This is a genomic window from uncultured Serinicoccus sp., assembly GCF_947500995.1.
Lineage (GTDB): Bacteria > Actinomycetota > Actinomycetes > Actinomycetales > Dermatophilaceae > Ornithinicoccus.
Map to the genome: position 1 here is coordinate 36,139 of NZ_CANMUA010000012.1, position 21,598 is coordinate 57,736.

At 73.4% G+C, this 21,598-nt stretch carries 17 protein-coding genes; 13 read left to right on the forward strand and 4 right to left on the reverse strand.

The annotated features are described in order from the left end of the window. Positions 1-27: 27 nt before the first annotated feature. Positions 28-4,287, reverse strand: coding sequence for a PQQ-dependent sugar dehydrogenase (locus Q0967_RS16510; protein ID WP_298746846.1), 4,260 nt, complete (start codon positions 4,285-4,287; stop codon positions 28-30). A gap of 125 nt (positions 4,288-4,412) precedes the next feature. After that, on the reverse strand, positions 4,413-5,588 hold the full coding sequence (locus Q0967_RS16515; protein WP_298746843.1) for an MFS transporter: 1,176 nt from the start codon (positions 5,586-5,588) through the stop codon (positions 4,413-4,415). Between the two features lie 103 nt (positions 5,589-5,691). Here Q0967_RS16515 and Q0967_RS16520 point away from each other — a divergent pair, with 103 nt between their 5' ends. Beyond that, positions 5,692-6,381: an HAD family phosphatase gene (locus Q0967_RS16520; protein ID WP_298746840.1), complete on the forward strand. Its 690-nt coding sequence runs from the start codon at positions 5,692-5,694 to the stop codon at positions 6,379-6,381. Here Q0967_RS16520 and Q0967_RS16525 read toward each other — a convergent pair. After that, on the reverse strand, positions 6,378-6,962 hold the full coding sequence (locus tag Q0967_RS16525) for a hypothetical protein (RefSeq protein WP_298746838.1): 585 nt from the start codon (positions 6,960-6,962) through the stop codon (positions 6,378-6,380). The two genes, Q0967_RS16520 and Q0967_RS16525, sit on opposite strands and share 4 nt — an antisense overlap. A gap of 84 nt (positions 6,963-7,046) precedes the next feature. Here Q0967_RS16525 and ribA point away from each other — a divergent pair, with 84 nt between their 5' ends. From ribA to Q0967_RS16580, 11 genes are all read left to right on the forward strand, one after another. Beyond that, a complete protein-coding gene (gene ribA / locus Q0967_RS16530) occupies positions 7,047-8,453 on the forward strand; it encodes a GTP cyclohydrolase II (protein WP_298746835.1) in 1,407 nt (468 codons plus the stop codon). Then, positions 8,453-9,172 (forward strand): CDP-alcohol phosphatidyltransferase family protein, encoded by a 720-nt coding sequence (locus Q0967_RS16535; RefSeq protein WP_298746833.1) that lies wholly within the window; start codon positions 8,453-8,455, stop codon positions 9,170-9,172. The genes ribA and Q0967_RS16535 overlap by 1 nt, the downstream gene beginning before the upstream one ends. Next, a complete protein-coding gene (locus tag Q0967_RS16540; protein ID WP_022923828.1) occupies positions 9,169-10,194 on the forward strand; it encodes a zinc-binding alcohol dehydrogenase in 1,026 nt (341 codons plus the stop codon). The genes Q0967_RS16535 and Q0967_RS16540 overlap by 4 nt, the downstream gene beginning before the upstream one ends. Positions 10,195-10,209: 15 nt before the next feature. Further along, positions 10,210-10,590, forward strand: coding sequence for a 6-carboxytetrahydropterin synthase (locus tag Q0967_RS16545; protein ID WP_022923827.1), 381 nt, complete (start codon positions 10,210-10,212; stop codon positions 10,588-10,590). Continuing rightward, positions 10,568-11,638, forward strand: a complete 1,071-nt coding sequence (locus tag Q0967_RS16550; RefSeq protein WP_298746827.1) for a glycosyltransferase family 4 protein — start codon at positions 10,568-10,570, stop codon at positions 11,636-11,638. The genes Q0967_RS16545 and Q0967_RS16550 overlap by 23 nt, the downstream gene beginning before the upstream one ends. Further along, entirely contained in the window at positions 11,632-12,489 is an 858-nt protein-coding gene (locus Q0967_RS16555) for a class I SAM-dependent methyltransferase (protein WP_022923825.1), read from the forward strand. Before Q0967_RS16550 ends, Q0967_RS16555 begins: the two co-directional genes overlap by 7 nt. After that, positions 12,486-13,415, forward strand: a complete 930-nt coding sequence (locus tag Q0967_RS16560) for a lysylphosphatidylglycerol synthase domain-containing protein (protein WP_298746815.1) — start codon at positions 12,486-12,488, stop codon at positions 13,413-13,415. The genes Q0967_RS16555 and Q0967_RS16560 overlap by 4 nt, the downstream gene beginning before the upstream one ends. Positions 13,416-13,560: 145 nt before the next feature. Further along, the gene (locus Q0967_RS16565) at positions 13,561-14,823 is read left to right on the forward strand and encodes a sensor histidine kinase (RefSeq protein ID WP_298746813.1); all 1,263 of its coding nucleotides are present in this window, start codon (positions 13,561-13,563) and stop codon (positions 14,821-14,823) included. Then, positions 14,820-15,539 (forward strand): response regulator transcription factor, encoded by a 720-nt coding sequence (locus Q0967_RS16570; protein ID WP_298746811.1) that lies wholly within the window; start codon positions 14,820-14,822, stop codon positions 15,537-15,539. Before Q0967_RS16565 ends, Q0967_RS16570 begins: the two co-directional genes overlap by 4 nt. A gap of 74 nt (positions 15,540-15,613) precedes the next feature. Then, entirely contained in the window at positions 15,614-16,366 is a 753-nt protein-coding gene (locus tag Q0967_RS16575) for an ABC transporter ATP-binding protein (protein WP_022923821.1), read from the forward strand. A gap of 5 nt (positions 16,367-16,371) precedes the next feature. Next, positions 16,372-18,282, forward strand: a complete 1,911-nt coding sequence (locus Q0967_RS16580; protein ID WP_298747122.1) for an FtsX-like permease family protein — start codon at positions 16,372-16,374, stop codon at positions 18,280-18,282. A 76-nt stretch (positions 18,283-18,358) separates the two neighbouring features. Here the strand turns inward: Q0967_RS16580 and Q0967_RS16585 are convergent, their stop codons facing one another. Then, a complete protein-coding gene (locus Q0967_RS16585; RefSeq protein ID WP_299451171.1) occupies positions 18,359-20,044 on the reverse strand; it encodes a ribonuclease J in 1,686 nt (561 codons plus the stop codon). Between the two features lie 302 nt (positions 20,045-20,346). Here Q0967_RS16585 and Q0967_RS16590 point away from each other — a divergent pair, with 302 nt between their 5' ends. Then, positions 20,347-21,471: a site-specific integrase gene (locus Q0967_RS16590; RefSeq protein ID WP_299451174.1), complete on the forward strand. Its 1,125-nt coding sequence runs from the start codon at positions 20,347-20,349 to the stop codon at positions 21,469-21,471. Positions 21,472-21,598 lie beyond the last annotated feature (127 nt).

Consider the following 21,598-nt stretch of genomic DNA (forward strand, 5'->3'; position numbering starts at 1 on the left):
GCCTCGTCAGGACGGGTCAGGCGCGACTCAGGAGCAGCTCACCGCCTCATGGTCGACCTCGTAGCGCTCGTAGTGGCCCACGCCGTCGTAGAACGCGTAGCCCGCCACGGTGACGGTCCCGGCCTCGATGGAGCCCTCACCGGAGCGGAACACGTGGTAGACGGCCTTGCCGTCCTTGACGTTGGTCCACTTCTTGTCGCCGAAGGCGGTCGTCGCCCGGATGTCCACCCGGTGACCGTCCTCGTTGACGACGTGCACCGCGACCACGGCGGTCCTGTTGGAGCACTGGGCGTTGGTCGAGATCCGCAGGTCCACCTCGTCGGTGGGGGCTGCCGGAGCCACCAGCGTCAGCGCCGCGGTGTCCGACACGTTCCCGTGGCCCTTGGACCGGACCGACACCTTGATCGTGTAGTCGCCGGGCGCGAACCCGGAGACGTCGAACGAGGTGGCGAAGGTGCCGTCGGTGACCGGGACCTCCCGACCGACGACCTTGCGGCCCTCGGCGTTCTGGAGCTCGGCATACACGGCCTCCACGTCCTTGCGCCACCCGGTGCTGCCCGGGGTCGCCTCACCCGTCACCTCGACGGGCTCGTCGGTCGAGACCTCACCACCACCACCGGTGATGGTGACGCTGGGCTGCACCACGGGGACCTCGGCACTGTCACCGGTGACGGTGACGCCGCGGATGCGACCCACGTTGTCGAACGAGCCGAAGCCGACCCGGCCGGAGTCGAAGGTGTCGTCCGTGGCGGTGAGCAGCGGACGCTCCAGCCCGTCGAGGTAGACGGCCACCCTGCCGGTGTCGGCGCAGTGCACCAGGCGGACGTCGTGCCAGGCGTCGTCGGTGACCGCGGGCGGGGCACCGATGGTGCCGTCCCACTGGTCGTCGATCCGCTCCCGGTCGGCGCCGTCGACCTTGAAGATGCCGTTGTGCGCGTAGATGGTGTTGTCCTGCGACAGGTGCGCGTAGTAGTACTCCGTGTCCGACCGGTAGCCGAAGACGAGGATCACGTCCCTGTTGTTGACCGACACCGGCTCGTCGAGCCGCACCTGCGCGTCCATCACCACCGAGCCCAGCTCGGGGCCCTCCGTGAGCACGGCGTACTCGAACGGCCGGCGGATGCCGTCGTCCGGGTTGGTGCCGGCCTCGGCCAGCACCACCGCGTCACCGGGGAACTCCCACTTCTCGGGGGTCCGGGGCGCCCAGTTCGAGGCGTCCATGACATCGGTGACGACCGTGTCACCCGGGGTGCAACCCGGGTCGAACACCGGCTGCTCCTCCGGCACCTCGAACAGCGCGTACTGCGCCGCCATCTGCTCGGCGCTGGGCACGGTGTCGAGGAACATCAGGTCGTCCATCCGGCAGTCGCAGGGGTTCCGCTCCTGGGTGTCCTGGGGGAAGCTCCCACCGATCTTGATCCCCGCGGGGTTCGTGTCGGAGGTGGCGCCCGAGCCCCAGCGGTTGGACGCGGTGTAGTCGCCCTCGAGCGGCTCGCCGTTCATATAGAGCGCCATCTCGCCCTCGACGAAGTCGAAGGTGGCCGCCAGGTGCACCCACTCGCCCTGCTCCAGGATCTCGTCCCAGGGCAGGTCCGCCGCATAGGTCCACGAGCTCGCCCCGTCGACCCGGCGGCCGAGGGCCACGAGCTTCTGCTCGCCGCCCACGTCGATGACCTCCAGCAGCGCGCGCACGCCGTGCCCGTCGGAGTCGCCCGACAGGACGCCGGCCAGGCCGATCGCGTTGTAGCGGTCGTCCGGGTCGCTGGTGTTGGAGTTCGGTGCCGGCAGCTCACCCGTGGGCTTGAACCACCCCATGACCGAGGTCTGCTCGGCCCCGGCGAACCGGGACAGGCTCTGCACGCCGTCGGCGTCGTAGATCCCGGCCTTCCAGTCGTCGTCGGAGGCCTGGTCCGGGCTCAGCTGCTGCGTCTGCAGCGCCTCGCCGGCACCCGGGTATGCCGCGTCGGCCACCCGCATCTCCACCCCGCCGTTGACGAGGTCGATGTCGGTCCCGGACGGGCCCTGGTCGGCCTCCTTCGTGGCGTCGCCCGCGACCGGGTGGGCGAAGTCGTAGCGGGCCACGACGTCGGCGGCGATGCCCTCCAGGACGTAGGGCGAGGACAGGACGTCCTCGCGGGCGCCGGTCACCTCCCAGACCTTGCCGTCGGCCTTGGACACGAGGTAGAGCTCGCCGTCCGCGTCCGAGCCGAAGCGCAGGTCCACCCGGCTGTCACCGACGAGCTCGGCGAAGGTCGTCTCCTCACCGTCGGCGAAGACCTTGAGCTGCTCGATGTCGGCGAGGTCCTCGAGGTCGCCGTCGTTGCGGTTCATCTCGTCGGCCTCGGTGGAGAGCACCCAGCCCCGGACCAGGTCCGTGAAGAGGTACTTGCCCTGCAGCTCCTCGATCTCACCGCGGTAGACGAAGCCGCCGTTGAGCGCCACCCCCGCGTCACCGGTCTGCCCAGGGTCGCGGTTGTGGTCGTAGGCCGCGACCGGGTAGGTGAAGTCGAACTGCTCGGCGTCGTCCTCGGGCAGCGGGAAGATCTGCCGGTTCTGCGCCACGAAGGGTCCTTCGCGGTCGGACCAGCCGAAGTTGTCGCCCGGCTCCACGGCATACACCGACTCGACCTGCCACTCGCCGATGTGCCCGAGGTACATCGTGTTCTCGCCCTCGGGGTCCCAGCTGATGCGGTGCGGGTCGCGCAGGCCCACGGCGTAGATCTCGCCGAGGGCTCCCTCGGTGTCCACGAACGGGTTGTCGGCGGGTATGCCGTACTGCCCGTTGCTGCTGTCGTCGCCCATCGGGTCGATCCGGAAGATCTTGCCGTGCGGCGTCGCCAGGTCCTGCGGGTTGTCGTTGCCGACGCCGTTGCCGCCGTCCCCGGAGAGGATGTAGAGCATCCCGTAGTCGGGGTCGCCGGGGCTCACGGTCGGGTTGAAGGCGATCTGCTGCAGGGTGTGCACGCGGCCCGCGAACGGCACCCGCATCAGCTCGCGGCTCGTGCCGGAGAAGACCTCGGCCGCGGGGTCGTCGGCGGTCCACTCGGTGACCACGCTGTGGTAGCCGGTGCCCCCGAAGGCGGGGAAGTCCGGCTCGTCCTCGGTGAGCGCGCTGCCCGCCTCGGTGTGCACGGTGTAGAAGATGCCGTTCTCGGCATACTCCGGGTGGTGCTCGACGAAACCGAAGCCGGTGCCGAGCCCCGCGTGGTTGTGGAAGTTGTCCACGAACTGGTCGCGGACGTTGAGGTAGGGGGTGTAGTTCCCCGTCTCCTTGTCCACCATGTAGAGCATCTCGTTCATGTCCGGGATCGCCAGCCGGCCGGAGCCGTCCGGCACCTCGTCCAGGTGGGTGATGCGGTTGTGCCGGATGAGCCGCTGGTCGCTGGCCGCCGGGGTGGTCGAGGACTCCGGGAGCTGGACGAGCTCCTCCACCTCGATGCCGAGGACGGAGGGCTCGGGGTCGGGCAGCGGGTTCAGCAGCGGCTGCTCGGGGACCTCCCCGGCCTCGCAGTCGGCGGGGTTGCCGCTCGGGATGGCGAGGTTCTCCCCCGCGGTGTCGATGCCCACGTCGTCGAGGTAGAGGTCACCCGGGCTGCGCGAGCCGTTGATCCAGAAGAAGCGGTCCAGGGCCCCGGAGACCGGTGCGCGGAAGTCGAACTGCTCCTCGGCGCCGTCGGGCAGGCGGGTCTGCTCCTCGTAGGGGCCGCCCTGGCTGTAGACGGCGACCTCGTCGGCGTCGTTGTCGGCGACGATCCACACGCACTGCCAGGAGTCCTTGCCCCAGATGCCGACGGACTCGAACGCCCCTCCGTCGCGGGCGCGCAGGATGTCGTCGTTCTGGTTGTTCACGTAGGCCCGGCTGTCGGTGTAGGTGCCGGGCACGTCGACGTCGGTGATCCCGAAGGAGGTGTCGACCGTCTCCGTGCGCAGGAACCGGAAGAACAGCGTGCCGGTGTCACCCTCCTCGATGGGCGGGATCTCCCGGTAGGTCTTCTCGCCGGGTCCGTTGAGCCGGCCGACGAAGTTGTTCTGGTTGAGCGGGTCCTGCACCACCGAGGCGGCCGCCGAACCCACCCAGCCGTCCTGGCCGTCGAGCGGGCCGGGGGTGTAGGTCTCGAAGTCGAGCAGGGCGGTGAAGTCCGCCGCCTGCTGGTCCGTCCCGCCGGCCTCCTGCGTGGCCGGCTGGACCGCCAGGGCGGCAGGTGCGAGGCCGGTGACACCGACCGTCGTCGCGAGCGTGAGGGCTGTCCATCTCCGGGACCGGAGTGGTCGGAGCCGTGACGTCATTGTCTCTCCTCAAGGTGCGTAAACGTTTGCGTTGCCGTGCCCTGACAGGTATAGGTCACCGCGACGGGGCCGTACAAGGGTTTGCGTGAATTTACGTCCGGAGGCCCGTCAGGCCCTCGCGCCGGTCACCTCGCGGCGATCGTGCCTCGCCCGCCGCCGGTCAGGAGCAGGACGCCGAGGAGTGCACCGGCCCCGAGCACCGCGAACGCGCCGCGCAGTCCCAGGCCCTGGGCCAGCAGACCGAGGACCACCGGGCCGGCGCCCAGCCCGAGGTCCACGAGCACCCCGAAGGTCGCTCCCACCGCCCCGGGCCGGTCGGCCGGCATCCGCTCGGTCAGCATCCGGAAGAAGGCCGGGGTCAGCAGGACGGCACCGAGCGCGAGCACCACGGTCCCGACGCCGAAGGCCGGGGCACCTCGGGCCGCACCCAGGAGCAGGAGGCCGGCACCGGTGAGGCCGAGCGCGGCCGCGGACAGGCGCGTGGCGGCCCACCGGTCGGTGAGCCTGGCGAGCAGCAGACGGCCGACGACGACCACACCGCCGTAGACGGCCAAGGGCCACGCGGCACCGTCGAGACCCACGTCGCGAGCGCGCAGCGCCGCGAAGGCGAGGAAACCGGCCGAGCCGGCCACGCCCCCTGCGAACGCCAACCCCGGCAGACGCACGGAGCGTGGGAACAGGGCCGTCGAGCCCGCCGGAGCCGCGTCTGCCGGTCGGCTGGGCAGGGCACTGCCGATGACGGCGGCGAGCAGGCCGATCCCGGCGACGCCGAGCCACGCGGCCCGGTACCCGCCCAGCCCCAGCAGCCCCTCACCGATGGCCGGCCCCACCGCCACGCCCACGAACAGCGAGAGCGAGCTGTAGCTCAGCGCCTCCCCCCGGCGCGTCGAGGGCGTGATGTCGAGCAGTGCCGCCATGCCGGCGACGAAGACCACCGCCTCGGCCACCCCGGTGAGCACCCGCAGCGCCAGCAGGCCGGCCAGGGAGCCGACCAGCGTGTGGGCCAGCAGCACCGCGGCCAGGAGCAGGGCCCCCGCGACGAAGGGTCGACGGGGGCCCCAGCGGTCGACCACGCGTCCTGCCGCCGGCCGGAGCACGAGGGCGGTGATGCTGAAGGCCGCGACGGTGAGGCCCACGGCGAGAGGCCCCGCGTCCAGCCGGTCGGCGGCGTAGAGCGGGACGAGGGGGATGAGCGCCCCGATGCCGATGAAGTAGGCGAGCTCGGCGAGGACGAGTGCGACGAAGGCCCCCGTCAGGAGACGACCACCTGACGGCGCACCCTCTGGCGGCGCCGCAGCCATCCGCAGAATCTAGCAGCGGCACGGCGGGGTGCGAGGGCGCGCAGAGTGGTCGGCTCTGCCGGCGGCGGGGCGCCGCTGCGGCCTGGGTAGGGTCGCTCGGGTGATGACCGCACGCCGCCTCGTGGAGGACGCCCGGACGCTGCTCGTCGACTTCGACGGCCCGCTCGCCCGCCTGTTCCCCGGTGCGTCGTGGGCCGAGCTGGGCGAGCGGGTGCGGGCGGAGGCGCACCGGCTCGGTGGAGCGGAGCTGGCTCAGCGGCTGGAGGGCGAGGCCGACCACGTGCAGTGCCTGCGCCTGGTCGACGAGCAGTCCCCCCGGCTGCTCGCCCCCCTGGAGGAGCTGGTCACCGAGCTCGAGCTCGACGCCGCCTCCCGGGTGTCCCCCCGACCCGGGGCGCTGGCCCTCATCGACCGGACCCTCGAGCGCGGCGCCTCCTTCGCCATCGTCACCAACAACACCCCCGAGGTGGTGTCGCGTGTGCTGGACCGTGCCCGACCGGGCACGAGCGGCCGGCTGCACGTGGTCGGACGCTCCGCCGGCCACGTCCGCGACCTCAAGCCGGAGCCGGACCTGCTGCTGCGGGCGATGCGCCTCCTCGGCGCCCGCCCCGAGGAGTCGGTCTTCCTCGGGGACTCGGTGACCGACGTGCAGGCCGGGCAGGCGTCCGGCGTGCCCGTGGTCGGCGTGGCCGAGGAGGAGAGCCGTCGTCAGGAGCTCCTGGCCGCGGGCGCGGTGGGAGCCGTGGCCGGGGTGGACGCCCTGCTCCCCGCGCGGCAGCCGCGCCGACCCTAGCCCGGCGCCACCGCGACCACCACCACCAGCACGAGCGCCGCCACCGGGATGAGCGCGGTCTGCACCCTGTCGACCAGCAGCAGCGTGCGGGCGACCGCGGGCCGCAGCCGCGACAGGGCGACGTCCCTCGCGGCGGTCGTCGCCCGCAGCCAGCGCAGCCCGATGGCGACCGAGACGATGTGCGGCACGCCCGAGCTCATCCGTCGACGCGCGTGGTGCAGGTCGGCACGGGCGACGGGCAGGGCCGCCACCACGCCCAGCGCGGTGGAGGCCACCCGCAGACCGAGGGCCAGGACCACCCCCACGAACGGGCTCAGCAGGGCGGCGACGATCTCCGGCACCGTGGCGAGGTGCAGCTGGGAGACGTCCTGGGTCGTGCCGGTCCACACCACCCACGCCACGCCCAGGATGAGGCAGGGGATCCAGAGCCGACGGACCATGCGCACCACGAGCAGCGCCCACGCGTCCGAGACACCGCCCACGGCCCGGCCCGCGAGGGACTCGACCTCGTCCGTGACGGCCGTCGGCGCCGGCTCTCGCCGGCTCCGGCCCTCGGGGTTCCGACGGACCCAGCCAGTCACCTGTCTCACCTCCGTCACCTGTCGTCAACACCCTGCTCCCCCCTCCGCAGGAGAAGATCGCCGGTCACGACCATAATGTGGAGGATGGGTGAGCAGGCGAGGACCGCACCGCGGCGGGTCGAACGGGTGGCCGACACCCGGCTCCCGACCGACCACGCGACCTTCCGGATGACGGCATACCGCGACGACACGGGGATGGACCACGTCGTCCTCAGCCTCGGCGTGAGCGACGACGACGGCCCCGACCTCCCGCCGCCCCTCGTGCGGGTGCACTCCGAGTGCCTCACCGGGGACGCCCTCGGGTCCCGCCGCTGCGACTGCGGCGAGCAGCTCCAGCAGGCGCTGCACCTCCTCGCCCGAACCGGCCGGGGCGCCGTCGTCTACGCCCGCGGGCACGAGGGCCGGGCGATCGGCCTCGGCGAGAAGCTGCGGGCCTACGCCCTCCAGGACCGGGGGGTCGACACCGTCGACGCCAACCTCGCCCTCGGGCACCCCGCGGACGCCCGCACCTACGACCACTGCGCCGCGATGCTGCTCGACCTCGGGATGCGACGCGTCCGGCTGCTGTCGTCCAACCCGGCCAAGGAGCTGGCGCTCAGCGCTCTCGGGATCGAGGTCGTGGAGCGGGTGCCGCTCGTCGTCCCGGACCGCGAGGAGAACGCCTTCTACCTGGCCACCAAGCGGACGCGGATGGGGCACGACGAGGCGGACCAGGACGAGTGGGAGCAGGACGAGTGGGAGCAGCTGCTCGCCGGGCGGATCCCGGCGTCCGGTGAGCTCGGACACCGCTACGGCGACCTCAACCGGGCCGACGGCCCCCTCGTCCTGGCCCAGCTCGGCCAGAGCCTCGACGGCTTCATCGCCAGCCGCACCGGCGACGCCGCGTTCGTCACCGGCGAGCAGGACCGGGAGCACCTCCACCGGCTGCGCGCCCTCGTGGACGCGGTCGTCGTGGGCGCGGCCACCGTGGCCTGCGACGACCCCCGCCTCACGGTCCGAGCGGTGCGCGGGTCGAACCCCGTCCGCGTCGTGCTGGACCCGCGCGGCGTGACCCCGGCCGACGCCTCGGTGCTCACCGACGGCGCGGCGCCGACGCTGTGGGTCCTCGGGGGCGACACCCCCCTCGGCCCGGTGGGTGAGCACGTCGAGGTGCTCCGCTGGCCCGACGACGGGCCGATGGAGCCCCGAGCCGTGCTCGACCTGCTCGCCTCGCGCGGTCTCCACCGGGTGCTCGTCGAGGGTGGTGGGCGGCTGGTGTCGGCCTTCGTCCGGGCCGGAACCGTGGACCGGCTCTACCTCACCACCGCACCCGTGCTCATCGGGGACGGCGTACCGGGGCTGCGCGTCGCCGGCGAGGACCTGCTCTCGGACGCCCTGCGCCCGCCCGCGCGCCGCTACCAGCTCGGCGACGACATGGTCACCGAGCTGGAGCTGCGGCGCCGGGGCGCCGTGCCCTCGGCGCTGGCCGCCGACGTCCCGGACGCCAGCTGATGTCGGCGCAGGCGCCCGCCACGCGGCTCCGCGGCGGCGGGGTGGTCGGCTCGGCCGTCGTCCTCCTCCCCCTGGCCCTGTGCGTGGGCCTGGTCACCCGGGTGGGGCCCGGTGTCGGTGTGGGGGTGCTCGCGGTGGCCGCCGGCCTGGTGGTGCCGGTCGTGGCCACCGGGGCGCTGGTGCGGCGTCGTCCCGCGGCGGTGAGCCCGCCGGACGTGGTCACCCTCGCCCGGGTCGCGCTGACGGGTGTGGTCGGGACCGCGACCGTGCTCGTCCTCGCCGGCCAGCTGCCGGCCCGCACCTGGGCCGTCGCCCTGGTCGTCGGCGCCGCGCTGCTGCTGGACGCGGTCGACGGGTGGCTCGCCCGCGCGACCGGGACCGCGAGCGCGGCCGGGGCTCGGCTGGACATGGAGTCCGACGCGGCCCTGCTCCTCGTGCTGTCGGTGCTGGCGGCCGTGACGCTGGGCTGGTGGGTCGTGGCGATCGGCGCCATGCGCTACCTCTTCGTGCTCGCCTCCTGGGTGCGGCCGGCCCTGCGGGGAGAGCTGACCCCGAGCCTGGCGCGACGGACCGTCGCGGCCGTCCAGGGCATCGCCCTGTGGGTCGCCCTCGTGCCGCTCGTGCCCGCCCCCTTCGCCGCAGCGGGCACCGCCGTCGCCCTGGCAGCGCTCACGGCCTCGTTCGCGCACGACGTCGTCGACCTCGAGGCGCGCGGGTGAGCGGCGGAGCCGGGACGGCCCTGGCCTACTGGGCCACCGCGCCGGGTCGGGGCGAGCTGCGCCGGGAGCAGCTGCCGGAGCCGGGCCCGGACGAGGCCCTCGTGCGGGCGTCGTTCAGCGGCATCAGCCGCGGCACCGAGCTGCTCGTGCGCCGCGGCGGCGTGCCCGACTCGCAGGTCGACCGGATGCGGGCGCCCTTCCAGGAAGGAGGCTTCCCCTTCCCGGTGAAGTACGGCTACCTCTCCGTCGGGGTGGTCGAGCGCGGCCCGCGCGCGTGGGTCGGGGTGCGGGTGTTCTGCCTGCACCCGCACCAGGACCGGTATGTCGTGCCCGTGTCGGCCCTCACCCGGGTCCCGGACGACGTGCCCTCGTCCCGCGCGGTCCTCGCCGGCCCGACCGAGACGGCGCTCAACGCCCTCTGGGACGCCCCGCCCTGCGTGGGCGACCGCGTGGCCGTCGTGGGCGCCGGGCTCATCGGCGGAGCCCTCGCCCTGCTCCTGCGCCGCTTCCCGCTGAGCCGTCTCCAGGTGGTGGAGGCCGACGCCACCCGGCGCCGGGAGCTGGTCGACGCGGGCCTGGACGCGGTGCCGCCGGAGGAGGCGCTGGACGACTGCGACCTGGTCTTCCACGCCTCGGCCAGCGAGCCGGGCCTCGCGCTGGCGCTCGCCCTCGCCGGGGACGACGCCGACGTGGTCGAGCTGTCGTGGTTCGGCTCCCCCGCACCGCAGGTGCCGCTCGGCGAGGACTTCCACTCCCGCCGGCTGCGGCTGGTCGCCAGCCAGGTCTCGAGGGTCGGTGACGCCCGCCGCCACCGGCGGGACCCGGCGGCCCGGCTCGCCACGGCCCTCGACCTGCTGTCCGACCCCGCGTTCGAGACCCTCCTCGCCGGGGTCAGACCCTTCCCGGCCATGCCCGCAGCGCTCGAGGAGCTGGAGCACGACGACGACCTCTCCGGGTGCGTCGTCCTGTCCTACCCCGACGCGCAGGACCCCGAGACCGACGCCCCCGCCCGACACCCCTGACCCACGAGGAGCACGATGTTCGGACTGACCGTCAGCGACCACGTCATGATCGCCCACAGCCTGCCCGACCCGTTCTTCGGGCCGGCCCAGGGGCTGCACGGCGCCACCCTGGTCGTCGAGGCCACCTGGCGCCGACGCGAGCTGGACGAGCACGGGGTGGTGGTGGACATCGGCGAGGCGGGCGGCCACCTCGCCGCGGTGCTCGACCCGCTGCGCTACCAGAACCTCGACGAGCACCCCGCGTTCGCCGGCCGGCTCAGCACGACCGAGGCCGTCGCGGCCCACGTCGCGCACGCGCTGGCCGACCGCGCCGACCCCGCCATCGACGGCATCGGGGTCGTCGTGCGCGAGCATCCGCAGGCCTGGGTGACGTATGACCTCGACCTCCGCTCGTGAGCGGGGTCCGTCGCGGGCGCTGATCCTGCCCGGAGACCTCGCCGGGCCCAGCGGGGGCAACCACTACAACGACCGGGTCGTCCGCGAGCTCGACGCCCGAGGGCTCGCGGTGGCGGTCGAGCGACTGCCCGGGGCGTGGCCCCGACCGGCCGAGCCTGACCGGTCGGCGCTGCGCGAGGCGCTGGGACGGTATACCGACGTGGTGGTCGACGGGATCATCGGGTCGGCCGCACCCGAGGAGCTCGCGTGGGCCCGTGCGCACGGCGTCCGGGTCGCGGTGCTGGTGCACCTGCCGCTGCCCGCCGAGGGCGGCACGAGCGCCCCGGAGCGCCGACTTCTGGAGGAGACGGAGCGGGCCGCGCTGCACGCCGCGGACACGGTGGTGGCGACCAGCGACTGGGCCCGGGACGACCTGCTGCGCCGCTACGGGCTCGCCGGGGTGCGCTCCGTGCCTCCCGGCGTGGACCTGGCGCCGCCGGCGGCCGGGAGCACTCCCCCGCACCTGCTCCTCCTCGGCGCGGTCACCGCCCGCAAGAACCCGCTCGTCCTGCTCGACGCGCTGCGGACGCTGATGGACCGCCCCTGGACCGCCTCCCTCGTCGGGCCTCCGGGCCCGGACGAGGGCTACGTCGCGACGGTACGGGAGCGCTCGGCCGAGCTCGAGGGCCGCGTCCGGGCGCTGGGCCCGTGCCGCGGCGAGGACCTCGAGGAGATCTGGGGCGCCACCGACCTCCTGACCCTGCCCTCCCGCGCCGAGACCTACGGGATGGTGGTGACCGAGGCGCTGGCGCACGGCATACCGGCGCTGGTCCCTGCGCGGACGGGGGCCGTCGAGGCGCTGCACGGGTCGGGCGAGCGCGACGGTCTGCCCCCGGCCGGAGCCACGGTCGACGGAGCCGACCCGCAGGCCTGGTCCACGGCCCTGGCCCGGTGGCTCGACGACGAGGGCCTGAGGCGCGCCTGGCGGGCGGGCGCGTCGGCCCACCGGGATAGACTCCGTGGGTGGGCCACGACCGCGACGGACTTCACCCGGGCTCTGCGGTGGTAGCCCGTCCCGTCCCGGCCGACTGGCTGGCGCTGCGACGCCGCGCCGACCACCGCGCCCGCGAGGACGCCCTCGACCTGCTGGAGCTGCTGACCCACCACCTGCGCGCCCGCGGGGTCGACGAGCTCGTGGTGGTCGACGTGGGGGCCGGCACCGGTTCCAACCAGGCCTGGCTCGCACCGCGCCTGCCCGGACACCAGCGGTGGGTCCTGGTCGACCACGACGCCGACCTGCTCGAGCACGAGACCTCGACCGGGGCCGACGACCGCATCACGACCGAGCGCGCCGTCGCGACCGTGGAGGACCTGCCCTCCCTGGTCCCGCAGGACGGCACGGCCCTGCTCGCGTGCGCAGCCCTGCTCGACCTGCTGTCCGCGGCAGAGATCGAGACGCTCGCCCACGTGGTCGCACCGGACGCGGCGCCCGGAGCGGCTGCACTGCTGAGCCTCACCGTCACGGGCGAGGTCGTGCTCACGCCGGGCCACCCCGCCGACGCGGTCGTCACGACCGCCTTCGACGCGCACCAGCGGAGGGAGGGTCGGCCCGGGCCGGACGCCGCGGAGGTGATGGCCCGCGCCCTGCGCCGTCGCGGCGCCCGCGTGGAGTTGCGGGCGACGGACTGGCTCCTGGGCACCGAGAACGAGCCGCTCCTGCGCCGGTATCTCCACGACCGCGCCGCGGTGGCGGTGGAGCACGACCCCGGGCTCGCTCCCGTGGTGCAGGGGTGGCTCGAGGAGCGGTCGCTCCAGCTCGAGGCCGGCTCGCTCCGGGCGCGCGTCGGCCACCTCGACCTGCTGAGCCTGCCGCCCGAGCCCGTCGACGAGGGCGCCGGGGCGGCGCCGCGGAGCCGGTGAGCGACACCCTGGTCGCCAGCCGGCCACGGCCCCGGCGCGTCCGCCTCGTGGTCGGTGCGACGCTGCAGGTCGGGCTCACCCTGGGCCTGCTCGGCCTCGTCGTCACGCAGTGGGGGCTCAGCCCCTTCACCTCCGCGGCCCGTGCCCTGCCCTGGTGGGCGGTCGTGGCCGGCCTCGGCCTGGGGGCGGCCGGCGTGGTGCTCCAGGCGCTGCGCTGGCGGCTCGTCGCCCGGCACCTCCAGATCTCCCTCCCCGTGGGTCCGGCCGTCGCCCGCTGCTGGCAGGCCGCCTTCCTCAACAGCGTGCTGCCCGGAGGAGTCGCCGGCGACGCGCTCCGGGCGGCCGACGACAGCAGCGACGCCGAGGCGCCGGACGCCCGGCGCGCGCTGGCCAGCGGTTTCGCCGCCGTCGCCGCCGAGCGCCTGGTGGGGACCACGGTGGTGCTGGTCGCGGCGGCGGTGGCCCTGCTGGGCCCGGTCCCGCTGGTCGGGGTCGCCTGCCTGGCCGGCGGCGTCGTCACCGCGGCCGTGGCCTGGAGGTGGCTGCGGGTGCTGCCGCTGCGGGACCTCGCCCTCGTCCTGCTGCTGTCGGTCGCCGGGTGGGCCGCCTTCGTCGGGATGTTCGTGCTGGCCGTCGTCGTCGTGGCACCCGACGTGGAGGTGTCCCTGGCACCGGGGCTCGCCACCGTGTCCGTCGCGGCGATGTCGGTCCCCGTCACGGTCGGCGGGTGGGGGACGCGTGAGGCCGCCGCGGGGTGGATCTTCATGGTGCGGGGGCTCGACATGGGCACCGGGGTCACCGTCTCCATCGGCTACGGGATCCTCGCGCTGCTCTCCACGCTCCCCGGTGCCGCGATCCTGGCCGTGCGCGTCGTGCCCCGGTGGCGCGAAGCCGGTCGGGCCCGCCATCGACGGCGCGAGGGGTGATGCGGCGCGGTGTGCGTCGGCCTGCAGGTGCCGGCGCCGTCCGGTCTCCCCGGACCGTCGTCCCCTACCCTGGAGGTCGTGACGACGACACTCTGGTGGCGGTCGATGCCCCGGGCGCGCCCCCGCCGGGGAGGGATGCGCTGAGATGACGAGGCACCCGGTCCGCACCGTCGACGCCCTCGTCGCCGCAGGTTCCTGGGGCCTCAGCGTGACGGTGCTGCTCTGCCTCCCGCTCCTCGCTGCGGGCGAGCCGGCCTCCGCCGACTCGCTCCCGGCGGTGGCAGGCGCGGCCTGGTGGGCGGGACTCGCACTCGTGTCGGTCCAGGCGCTCGTCCTGCTGTGGCGGCGACGGGCCCCCCGGTCCGTCCTGGTGCTCGTCGCCGCCGGCGCCCCGGCGGCGGCGCTCGCGGGAATGGACGCGGGCACCGGGGTCACCTCCGTGGCGGTCATCGTCGCGGCGTTCGCCGCCGTCCTGCTCATGGGGGTGGTCCGGGCGCTGCCGGCAGCCGCTGCCGCGGCGTTCCTCGTGGGCTCGGCCCAGGCGTTCGTGTCCTGGAGCGAGGCCGGCGCCGTCCTCGCGGTCCTGGGCTCGTCGGTGGTGCAGGGGGTCGGGACGGTGGGCCTCCCCCTGGCCACCGCCGTGTTCGTCCGGGCCCGCCGCGACGTCGTCACCGCCCGAGCGGAGCAGGCCCAGGCCGTCGTCCGCGAGCACGACGCCCTGGTGCAGGTCGCCGTCGCACGGGAACGGACGGCGACCGCTCGTGAGCTGCACGACATCGCCGCACACCATCTCTCCGGGATCACCGTCATGACCGGTGCCCTGGGCCGCCAGATCGACACCGATCCGGAGGGCGCGAAGCGGGCCGTCGAGCAGGTGCGGCACCAGAGCAAGGCCATGCTGCGCGACCTCCGCAGCCTCGTGACCCTGCTGCGGGAGGACGGCGGTCCGACGGGCGCCACCGCCCCGGAGACCCTCTCCTCCCTCCCGGCCCTCGTCGAGGACGCGCGGCGAGCCGGCACCGACGTCGAGCTCACCGTGCTCGGACCCGGGCCCGGCGACGTCCTCGACGGCCGGTCGGGTCCGCTCGCTCAGTTCGGCGCCTACCGGACCGTGCAGGAGGCGCTGGCCAACGCCGCCCGGCACGCCCCCGGCGCGCGGTGCGAGGTCGTCCTCGACACCCGGGACGCACGGACGACCCGCGTCCGCGTGGTCAACCACCCGGCTCCGGCTGACGCTCCGACATCGCCGGGCACGGGCTACGGTCTCGTGGGTATGCGGGAGCGTGCCAGCCTCACGGGTGCCCACCTCTCCTACGGCCCCACCGAGGACGGTGGGTGGTGCGTCGACCTGTCCCTTCCCGGTGCGCAGGCCGGCACCGACCACCCGGACCCGGGGCACGGAGGATGATCCGCATCCTCGTGGCCGACGACGAGCCCCTGGTGCGGGCCGGTCTCTCGGCGCTGCTCTCCTCCGAGCCGGACATCGACGTCGTCGCAGCCGTGGCCGACGGCGTCGAGGCGGTGGAGCGGGCGCGGACCGAGCATCCGGACGTCGTGTGCCTCGACATCCGGATGCCCCGTCTCGACGGCGTCGCCGCCACCCGGGAGCTCGCCGGACCCGACGCCTCGCCCCCCATCCCCGTCCTCATCCTCACGACCTTCGACACCGACGAGCACCTCTTCGGGGCACTCGACGCGGGCGCCTCCGGCTTCCTCCTCAAGGACGCGGAGCCGGACGAGGTCATCGCGGCCGTCCGCTCGGTCGCCGCCGGGCACGGCACCATCGCCGACGGTCTGACCCGCCGCGTCATCGGCGAGCTGAGTGGACGCCGACGCACCCTCCCCGTCACCGCGGCGCGGGCCAGCGACGTCCTCACCCCCCGTGAGACCGACATCCTCCTGCTGCTGGCCGAGGGCCTGTCCAACGAGGACATCGCTCGCACCCTCGTCCTGGAGATCTCCACCGTGAAGTCCCACCTCGCCCGGATGATGCCCAAGCTCGGTGTCACCTCGCGCCTCCAGGCGGTGGTCTGGGCCTACCAGACCGGGCTCGTCACCGTGGGCGGCACCCCGGACCGGCCGGCCCTCCATCCAAAGGATGAACCCCCGCGGTTCCATCCTTAGCGGCTCGTCCCGCCCTCCCCCGCTCCCTACCGTCGATGGTGACCGATCCCCCTCGACCAGGAGCCATCACCGCCATGCCCACCCTTCCGTACGACGTCACCACCTCCACAGCGCTTCGTCTCGTCGACGTGCACAAGACCTATCCGGGCGGCGCCAGACCCGTGGCTGCCCTGCGCGGGGTCACCCTCGACCTCGCGTCGGGCACCATGACCTCCGTCGTGGGCCAGTCCGGGTCAGGCAAGTCCACCCTCCTCCACGTCGCCGCCGGCCTCGACGTGCCGACCTCCGGACGGGTCGTCATCGGCGGCCACGACACCACCGGCCTCTCCGCCGACGACCTCACCCGGTACCGCCGGGAGCACATCGGGTTCGTGTTCCAGTCCTACAACCTCATCCCCCACCTGAGCGTGCTGAACAACATCGGTCTCCCCCTCGTCCTCGCCGGCCGGGAGGCCGACCCGGACTGGATCGGCCAGCTCGTCGACGCCCTGGGGCTCGCCGACCTCGTGGGGCGGCGCCCTGGTGAGCTGTCCGGTGGACAGGCACAACGGGTGGCCATCGCCCGGGCCCTCGTGGCCCGTCCCGCCGTCGTGTTCGCCGACGAGCCCACCGGCGCCCTGGACTCCCGCACCGGGGCCCACGTCCTCGGCCTGCTCGCTGCCACCGCGCGCCGGTTCGACCAGACGGTCGTCATCGTCACCCACGACGCCCAGGTCGCGGCGACCGCGGACCGGGTGCTGTACCTCGCCGACGGCCTGGTCGTCCACGACGAGACCGGCGCCAGTGCCGAGCAGGTCACCTCCCGCCTCCTCGCGATCGGCCGGTGAGCGCCATGTGGACCCTCGCCAGGGCCGGCGCCCGCGCGCATCGCGGCGGGCTCATCGGCACCGCTCTCGCCCTCGGACTCGCCGCCACCCTGCTCACGCTCACGGGCGTCCTCCTCGAGACCGGCGTCCGCGCCGGCACGGGCGACCCGCTGTCGCCCGGGGCGCTCGCCGGAGCCCAGCTCACCATCCTCGCCTCCTCCTTCGCGGGAACCGCGCTCGTCGTGGTCCTCGTCGTCGTGGCCACGACCGTGTCCCTGGCCCTGCGCCAGCGCCGACCGGAGTTCGCCCTCCTGCGTGCCGTCGGGGCGACCCGCGCACAGGTGCGGGGCATCATCGCCAGGGAGACCCTCCAGGTCGGCCTGCTGGCCGTGCCCCTCGGAGCCCTGCCCGGGCTGGCGCTCGCCCAGGCTCTGACTCCTGTCCTCGTGGACGCCGGGCTGCTGGTGCCGGGTTCGCGGCCGGCTCTCTCGCCGCTGCCGGTCCTCGGCGCCGTGGTGGTGCTCCTGCCCACCGCACTGGCCGCGGGATGGCTGGCGGCGCGCGAGACCCTCCGCCAGACCGCGACCTCCGCCGTCCGCGACTCCGCCGTCGAGGAGGGCCCGCTCGGAACGGGACGTCGGATCGCTGCGATCGGCACCGCGGCACTCGGGCTGGCCACGGCCTTCACGCCCCTCGTCCTCCCCGGGGTGATCGGCAGCGCGGTGGCGGCCTCGTCGGCCCTCCTCCTCCTCGGCGCCGCCGCCCTCGCCGGCCCGGCTCTCGTGGCCTGGTCCGTCGACGCCCTGACGCCCCTGCTGGGAGGCCACCGGCATCCACCGACGCAGCTGGCCATGGACAACCTGCGGGGCTTCTCGCGACGGCTCGCAGCGGTCGTCGTGCCGCTCGCCCTCGTCATGTCGACGGGCGTCATCCAGACGAGCACGGACACCGCCGTGGAGCGGGCCGCCCACCGTCAGCTCGCCGCCTCGCTCGGCGGAGACCTGGTCGTCGGCGCAGGGTCGCCGCTGCCCGCGGGCACCGCCGAGCGCGTCGCCGCGATGTCGGGCGTCCACGAGACCACGGCGCTGTCCAGCACCCCGGCCCAGGTCCGGACCGACGACGAGGACCTCGCCGGACTGGCCTGGGAGACGGTGACCATGCGCGTGGTCTCCCCGGACGCGCCCGCCTCCTTGCTGGACCCCGGGGTGTCCGACGGGTCGCTGGTGTCGCTCTCCGCCCCGAACACGATCGCGGTCAGCTCCGACGCCGCGCTCGAGACCGGCGCCCGCGTCGGCGAGGACCTGCAGGTGCGCCTTCCCGACGGTGAGCACACGTTCCGGGTCGTCGCGGTCTTCGACCGGGGGCTGGGCCTGGGCCCGTACCTCATCGGTGGGTCCACCGCCCGGGACCACGGCGCACCGGAGCAACCGACGACCCTCCTCGTCGGCGGACCGTCGGGCGGGCCGACCAGCACCGAGCGCCTCGCCGCCGAGATCGAGGCCCTGGACCTGCCGGTGGCGACCACCGAGGACGTCGTCGCGACGTCGACCGCGCCAGGGACGGCTCAGCAACGCCTGGGGACGTGGCTGCTGCTCATGCTGCTGGCGTTCGTGGCGCTCGGGGCGGCCAACACCCTGGTGCTCACGACGGCCGGCCGTCGCCGTGAGCTGGCCCTGCTCCACCGCACGGGTGCGACCCCTCGGCAGCTCGTGGCCATGGTGCTCCTCGAGTCCCTCGCCACGGGGACCGCGGCCTGGCTCATCGGCGCCGTGACGGTCCTGCCGGGAGTCCTGGGAGTCAGCATCGGCCTGCTGGGTGCGACCGCTCCCGTCGTCCATCCCGTCACCGTGGCTGCGCTCAGCTGCACCGTCATCGCCCTCCCCCTGCTCGCGTCGGTGCCAACAGGCGTGCGGGTCGTCCGAGGCGTCACGGGGTGAGCGGGTGCGTCCCCCACGGGTGGCGCGGCGGGTGCCGCGGTCTGCCACGGTCGCAGGACGAGCAGGGAGAGGCCCCTCAGGCGTCGATGACCACCGGCACCACCAACGGGTTGCGACGGTGCGTGCGGAACGCCCACCGCGAGACGGCCCGCGCGATCCGCTGCTCGAGCTCGTGGACGTCCCCGATCCCCTGGGAGGCGGCCTCGGCGAGCGCCTTCTCGATCGCGGGGACCGAGGCGCCGAACATGCGCTCGTCGGTGCCCAGACCGCGTGCCAGGAAGTCCGGCGCCTCGGTGAGCCTGCCCGTGTCGGCGTCGACGAGGGCGACGACGGTCACGGTGCCCTGCTGGCTGAGGGTGAGCCGGTCGCGCAGCTCGTCCTCGGTGACGTCGCCGACGTTGCCCGCCGAGACGTAGACGTAGCCGGCGCGGACCTTGCCGCTGACGGTGGCCCGCCCCTGGACCAGGTCCACGACCATGCCGTCGTCGACGACGACGACGTGGTCCGGGTCCATCCCGGTGGCGATGGCCAGGTCGGCGTTGGCGCGCAGGTGTCGCCACTCACCGTGGACCGGCATGACGTTGCGCGGCCGGATGATGTTGTAGCAGTAGACGAGCTCGCCGGCGCTGGCGTGGCCGGAGACGTGCACCTTGGCGTTGCCCTGGTGGACGACCTTCGCGCCCCAGCGGGTCAGGCCGTTGATGATGCGGGAGACGGCGTTCTCGTTGCCGGGGATCAGCGAGCTGGCCAGCAGCACGGTGTCGCCCTCGCCGATACGGATCTGGTGGTCGCGGTTGGCCATCCGCGACAGCGCGGCCATCGGCTCGCCCTGGGAGCCGGTGGAGACGAGCGTGACCTTCTCGGGCGGGAGGTTGTCGAGCTCCTTGACGTCCACGACCAGCCCGCGCGGCACCTCGAGGTATCCCAGGTCCTGGGCGATCTTCATGTTGCGCACCATCGAGCGGCCGACGAAGGCGACCTTGCGCCGGTGTGCCGCGGCGGCGTCGATGACCTGCTGGATGCGGTGGACGTGGCTGGCGAAGCTGGAGACCACGATCCGCCCCGGCGCCGTGCGGAACACGGTGTCGATGGCCGGGGACAGGTCCTTCTCCGCGGTGGTGAAGCCGGGCACCTCGGCGTTGGTGGAGTCGACCATGAACAGGTCCACGCCCTCCTCGCCCAGACGGGCGAAGGCGCGCAGGTCGGTGATGCGGTCGTCCAGGGGGAACTGGTCCATCTTGAAGTCCCCGGTATGCAGCACCGACCCGGCCGCGGTGCGGACCATGACGGCCAGCCCGTCGGGGATGGAGTGGTTGACCGCGACGAACTCGCAGTCGAAAGGACCCAGGCTGAGCCGGTCACCCTCGGCGACCTGGGTGGTCCGGGGCTTGATCCGGTGCTCCTTGAGCTTGGCGCTCACGAAGGCCAGGGTGAGGCGCGAGCCGACGACGGGGATGTCCCCCCGCTCCTTGAGCAGGTAGGGCACCCCTCCGATGTGGTCCTCGTGACCATGGGTGAGGACGACGCCGACGACGTCCTGCCACCGGTCCTGGAGGAAGGTGAAGTCGGGCAGGATCACGTCGACACCGGGCTGGTGCTCCTCGGGGAAGAGCACGCCGCAGTCGATGATCAGCAGCTTGCCGCGGTGCTCCAGCACGGCCATGTTGCGGCCGACCTCGCCCAGGCCGCCGAGCGCCACCACCCTCAGGCCGTTGCGGGGCAGGGAGGGCGGGGCGCCCAGCTCGGGGTGCGGATGGCTCAACGGATCTCCTCGGTTCGGTGCGGCGGACGGGGCCGTGGGACGGCCTCGCGCTTGGTGCCGACGCGTCGATGGGCGCGCCGGGAACACCAAAGCCCCCGACCGGCATACCTGCTGGTCAGGGGCTAGTTGGTGGACGATACTGGGATCGAATAAGTTCCACCGCCAAACCCCGATACTGATGTTGACCTGCGGAAAGGGGCTCTGACCTGCGTGTTCGGAGAACAGTATCGCATGACGTGGGAGGACATAAATCGACACCGATGTACTCTGATCCTGCACGTATCCTGCACGAGAGGAAGCACATGCCTGGTCGCAAGAAGCGCGGCTTCGGCCAGTTGCGCCGTCTCCCCAGTAAGCGATGGCAAGCGTTCTACACGGGGCCAGACTGCAAGTTGCACTACGCCCCCACCACCTTCGAGACCGCTGAAGACGCCGAGGCATGGCTGGCCGCCGAGCGTCGATTGACAACGGGCGATGAGTGGTCGTCGCCCAAGGAGCGCGTGAGCCTCCGACACCAGCGCGAGGCCACCACCCTCGCAGCCTACGTCGAGAGATGGCTGAGGCATCGCGAGCTCAAGCCACGCACCCGCGAGCACTATACGCAGCTCTTGGAGCGGCAGATCCTCCCAGCCCTTGGCGCCCTTCCACTTCCGGCGATCACGCGCGAAGTGGTCGGCGACTGGTATGCAGACCTCGATCCCCAGAGACCGACGATTCGTGCACACGCCTACGGCCTGCTTCGCACCATCATGGGCACCGCGGTGCTGGACGAGAAGATCGCGGCAAACCCCGTGCACATCCGGGGTGCCGGGAACGCCAAGCGCGCCACCAAGACCGAGCCTGCAACCCTCGAACAGCTCGCCAGTCTGGTGGGCGCTATGCCGGAGCGATACAAGGTCATGACCTTGCTCGCCGCGTGGTGCGGACTGAGATTCGGGGAGCTGACGGAACTGCGCCGCAAGGACGTCGACCTGACGAGCGGCGTTGTCAAGGTGCGCCGTGCCGTCACCCGCGTTGGTGGGAACTTTGTCGTTGGCACTCCAAAGTCTCAGGCAGGCATCCGGGACGTGGCGATCCCCCCGCACCTGCTGCCCGCTGTGCGTGAGCACTTTGCCGCGAACGTGACGGGCCAGGACGGCCTGCTGTTTCCGGCTGCTGGGGACCCTTCCAAACACTTGGCCCCCGCCTCGCTCTACACGGTGTTCTACCGGGCGCGCGAGGTCGCCGGCAGGCCTGATCTCCGCTGGCATGACCTGCGCCACACCGGCGCAGTGCTCGCTGCTCAAACGGGCGCGACGCTGGCCGAACTCATGGGCAGGCTAGGGCACTCCACCCCGGCAGCTGCAATGCGTTACCAGCACGCCGCACAGGGCCGGGACGCTCAGATAGCAGCGGCTCTATCATCCATGGCCAAGGGAATCACCTGAGGTGTGCGAGCGACTCCGCCGCCTTCGATTGGTGCACATCGTTCCCTGCAGCTCCTCACAGCACCAAAAGTTCACTGTCACATACCCGTGCAGCAGTCCCACTCCCGCCAGCGCCTCGAGTGTCAGG

Coding starts and splice junctions, on each gene's coding strand:
- Q0967_RS16520 (WP_298746840.1), top strand. CDS start 5,692: ATGACCGCACGCCGCCTCGTGGAGGACGCCCGGACGCTGCTCGTCGAC.
- Q0967_RS16550 (WP_298746827.1), top strand. CDS start 10,568: ATGACCTCGACCTCCGCTCGTGAGCGGGGTCCGTCGCGGGCGCTGATC.
- Q0967_RS16515 (WP_298746843.1), bottom strand. CDS start 5,588: ATGGCTGCGGCGCCGCCAGAGGGTGCGCCGTCAGGTGGTCGTCTCCTG.
- Q0967_RS16535 (WP_298746833.1), top strand. CDS start 8,453: ATGTCGGCGCAGGCGCCCGCCACGCGGCTCCGCGGCGGCGGGGTGGTC.
- Q0967_RS16590 (WP_299451174.1), top strand. CDS start 20,347: ATGCCTGGTCGCAAGAAGCGCGGCTTCGGCCAGTTGCGCCGTCTCCCC.
- Q0967_RS16545 (WP_022923827.1), top strand. CDS start 10,210: ATGTTCGGACTGACCGTCAGCGACCACGTCATGATCGCCCACAGCCTG.
- Q0967_RS16580 (WP_298747122.1), top strand. CDS start 16,372: ATGTGGACCCTCGCCAGGGCCGGCGCCCGCGCGCATCGCGGCGGGCTC.
- Q0967_RS16510 (WP_298746846.1), bottom strand. CDS start 4,287: ATGACGTCACGGCTCCGACCACTCCGGTCCCGGAGATGGACAGCCCTC.
- Q0967_RS16570 (WP_298746811.1), top strand. CDS start 14,820: ATGATCCGCATCCTCGTGGCCGACGACGAGCCCCTGGTGCGGGCCGGT.
- ribA (WP_298746835.1), top strand. CDS start 7,047: ATGGGTGAGCAGGCGAGGACCGCACCGCGGCGGGTCGAACGGGTGGCC.
- Q0967_RS16565 (WP_298746813.1), top strand. CDS start 13,561: ATGACGAGGCACCCGGTCCGCACCGTCGACGCCCTCGTCGCCGCAGGT.
- Q0967_RS16575 (WP_022923821.1), top strand. CDS start 15,614: ATGCCCACCCTTCCGTACGACGTCACCACCTCCACAGCGCTTCGTCTC.